Source organism: Streptomyces beijiangensis, from assembly GCF_017315755.1.
Classification (GTDB): domain Bacteria; phylum Actinomycetota; class Actinomycetes; order Streptomycetales; family Streptomycetaceae; genus Streptomyces; species Streptomyces beijiangensis.
This window is the reverse complement of record NZ_JAFLRJ010000303.1, coordinates 1-3,201: the sequence shown is the minus strand read 5'-3', so window position 1 is coordinate 3,201 and position 3,201 is coordinate 1. Positions and strand designations below refer to the sequence as shown.

At 71.1% G+C, this 3,201-nt stretch carries 5 protein-coding genes; 3 read left to right on the top strand and 2 right to left on the bottom strand.

Annotation, left to right across the window (positions count from 1 at the left end; genetic code table 11):
* The first annotated feature begins 236 nt into the window (after positions 1-236).
* Positions 237-968 carry a dienelactone hydrolase family protein gene (locus J0695_RS28035; RefSeq protein ID WP_206966573.1) on the top strand — a complete coding sequence of 244 codons (732 nt, stop codon included), beginning with the start codon at positions 237-239 and terminating at the stop codon, positions 966-968.
* Entirely contained in the window at positions 965-1,372 is a 408-nt protein-coding gene (locus J0695_RS28030) for a VOC family protein (RefSeq protein WP_206966571.1), read from the top strand. The genes J0695_RS28035 and J0695_RS28030 overlap by 4 nt, the downstream gene beginning before the upstream one ends.
* Here J0695_RS28030 and J0695_RS28025 read toward each other — a convergent pair.
* Positions 1,353-1,823 carry a heme-degrading domain-containing protein gene (locus tag J0695_RS28025; protein ID WP_206966569.1) on the bottom strand — a complete coding sequence of 157 codons (471 nt, stop codon included), beginning with the start codon at positions 1,821-1,823 and terminating at the stop codon, positions 1,353-1,355. The genes J0695_RS28030 and J0695_RS28025 overlap by 20 nt on opposite strands.
* On the bottom strand, positions 1,820-2,905 hold the full coding sequence (locus J0695_RS28020) for a Gfo/Idh/MocA family protein (RefSeq protein ID WP_206966567.1): 1,086 nt from the start codon (positions 2,903-2,905) through the stop codon (positions 1,820-1,822). Before J0695_RS28020 ends, J0695_RS28025 begins: the two co-directional genes overlap by 4 nt.
* A 56-nt stretch (positions 2,906-2,961) precedes the next feature.
* On the opposite strand from J0695_RS28020, the gene J0695_RS28015 reads away from it, so the two are divergent.
* The coding region (locus J0695_RS28015) for a winged helix-turn-helix transcriptional regulator (RefSeq protein WP_206966565.1) at positions 2,962-3,201 on the top strand (240 nt) is incomplete at its 3' end.

Genomic DNA, 3,201 nt, shown 5'->3' with positions numbered 1-3,201 from the left:
CCCCTGCCCCCCGTACGCGACCTTCGGCCGCGTGTCCTCAATCTCCCCCAAGCTCTTAAAGAGCAGGGGGGACCCCCTCGACGGGCTTGATTTTTCCTGGAGTGGGCTCGATTCGTGCGGACGGCCGGGAAAATTCAGCCCCTCCGGCGATTGAGGAGCGGGGTCCGGGGCGGGAGCTGCTCAGCGGATCGGGGAATGCCCCCGGCCGGGCCGCGGCGGCGCCTAGTGTCGGGGCCATGACGACCACCACCTCCGCCTGGGCCGACATCGACGGCATGGACGCCTTTGTCGCGCGGCCCGACGCCCCCGGCAGCCACCCCGGCGTCATCCTCGCCCCCGAGCTCTTCGGGCTCGACGACAACATCAAGGAGACCGCCCACCGGCTGGCCGCCCTCGGGTTCACCGTCGTCGCCCCCGACTTCCACCACCGCACCCAGCCCCGCGCCGCACTCGCCGGTGACGAGGCCGGCCGCAAGCGCGGGTTCGAGCTGCTCACGCTGCTCACCCGCGAGGGCGTACTCGCCGACGTCGAAGCCACCATGCGCCATCTGCGGGAGTACGAAGGCGCGGGCGGTCGTATCGGCATGGTCGGTTTCAGCGCGGGCGGGCACATGGCGTACCTCTCCGCCGCCCGTCTTCCTCTTCTGGCGACCGCCGTCATCTATCCGGGCTGGCTGACCGTCACCGACATCCCGCTCTCCACCCCGGAACCGACCCTCACCCTCACCCCGGGCATCACCGGACGGCTGCTCTTCGTCGTCGGGGACGAGGACCACGTCATCAGCCAGGCCCAACGGGGAGAGATCGAGCGCGAGTTGAAGGCGTCTGGGGTGCGGCACGACTTCGTCGTGTACCCCGGCGCCGGCCACCCCTTCCTCTTCGAGGGGCGCGAGACGTACGACGCGGACGCGGCGGCCGACACCTGGCGGAGAGTGGAAGAGCTGCTGAGGGATGAGCTGCGCCGATGAAGGAGCTCTACCACGTCGGGTTCGCCGTACCGGACATCGAGTCGGCCATGAGCGAGCTCGCGGATGCCGTCGGTGCCCAGTGGCACGAAGTGCGGGATGCCCAACTGGGGGAGTGGGCCTACCGGATCGTCTTCTCGCGCGGGCCGGGGCCGCGTCTGGAGCTGATCCAGGGGCCGTCCGGCAGCCCCTGGGACTGCGGCGGGTCCGCGCGCTTCGACCATCTCGGCTTCTGGGCCGAGTCGGTCGAGGAGGAGAACGCGCGGATGCCCGCCGCGACCGCCGACTTCGACGGCTGTCCGTACGGGAGGCCGTTCGCCTATCACCGGCTCGAAGGCATCGGCGGGCGGGTCGAGTTCGTCGACCTCTCCGTACGGGAAGGATTCCTCAGCCAGTGGCCCGAATGAAGCGCTCCAGCGCCTCCACCACCATCGCGTGATCCTCCAGCTGGGGCAGTCCGGAGACCGTCACCGTGCCGATCACTCCGGCTCCCTCGACCGTGAGAGGGAACGAACCGCCGTGCGCGGCAAAGGAGTTGGGGTCCAGGCGCGAGTCCGCCTCGAAGGTCTTGCCCTTCTCGCGGAAGCGCGTGCCGACGAGGAGTGAGCTCTCGGCGTACCGCGCCACGACCGCGCGCTTGCGGTCGATCCAGCCGTCGTTGTCGGCCGACGAGCCGGGCAGCGCCGCGTGGAAGAGCTGCTGCGGGCCCCGGCGGATGTCGATCGCCACCGGGGCGTCGCGCTCCATGGCCAGGTCGGTCAGGAGCGTGCCCAGCGCCCAGGCGTCCTCGTACGTGAAGTGAGGGAGCGTCAGGTGCTTTTGCTGGGCTTCGAGTTCGGCGACGGTGGGCGCGGTCACAGCTGCACCGTGATTCCCTCGGCGGCGCTGCGGCGCGCTGCTTCCAGTACGTCCAGCGCTGCCGCGGCTTCGTGCGCGGTGACCGGGGGGTTCGCGCCGGTACGGAGGGAGTCGGCGATCCCCGCGTAGAACGCCGGGTAGTCGCCGGGCAGCGTCGGAACCGGGCGGCCACCGCCCGTCAGCGGGGACTCGCCCGAGCCGACCCGGCCCCAGAGCGACTCCGCCTCCTCGCCCCAGCCCTCGGCGGCGGACGGGCGCTTGCCGTCGCGCAGGGCCGCCTCCTGGGGGTCGAGGCCGTACTTCACGTAACCCGCCGAGGAACCGAGGACCCGGAAGCGCGGGCCGAGCTGGGCGGTCGTCGCCGAGACGTAGAGGTGCGAGCGGACACCGCCGGTGTGGGTGATCGCGATGAACGTGTCGTCGTCGGCCTGCGCGCCGGGGCGGCGTACGTCCGACTCGGCGTAGACCGAGGCGGCCGGGCCGAAAAGGACCAGCGCCTGGTCGACCACGTGGCTGCCCAGGTCGTACAGCAGCCCGCCGATCTCGCTCGGGTCGCCGGACTCGCGCCAGCCGCCCTTGGGCTGCGGGCGCCAGCGCTCGAAGCGCGACTCGAAGCGCTGGATGTCGCCGAGCTCGCCGTCCGCGATGAGGGCCTGGAGGGTGAGGAAGTCGTTGTCCCAGCGGCGGTTCTGGAAGACGGAGAGGAGGAGGTTCTTCTCCTCGGCGAGCGCCGCGAGGTCGCGCGCCTCGGCGGCCGTGCCCGCGATCGGCTTGTCGACGACCACCGGGAGACCTGCCTTGAGGGCGGCGGTGGCCACGGGGATGTGCGTCTTGTTCGGCGACGCGATGACGATCAGGTCGAGCTCGGCGGCGTACTGCCACAGGTCGTCGGGGGAGTCGACGAAGCGGACGTCCGGGAACTCGCCGTGGGCCTGCTCCTGGCGCTCGGGGTTCGACGTGACGACCGTGTCGAGGACCAGGCCCTCGGTGGCCGCGATCAGCGGGGCGTGGAAGACGGAGCCCGCCAGGCCGTAGCCGACGAGTCCGACGCGGAGGTCAGGGAGGGCATGGAGATCAGTCATGCAATCCACTTAAGCAACGCTGTTGCCAAAGTGCAAGCGCAGGGGACAATGTCTCTGTGAACAGGGACAACAGTGGGGTGAATCTGCCGGCGCTGCGCAGCCACAACGCCGCGCTGGTGCTGGATCTGCTGCGGATGGCGGCAGAGGACGGCATCAGCAGGCTGGAGCTGGCCGAGCGCACCGGGCTCACACCGCAGGCCGTCAGCAAGATCACGGCCCGGCTCCGGGGCGAGGGGCTCGCCGAGGAGGCGGGGAGGCGGGCCTCCACCGGGGGCAAGCCGCGGACTGTGCTGCGG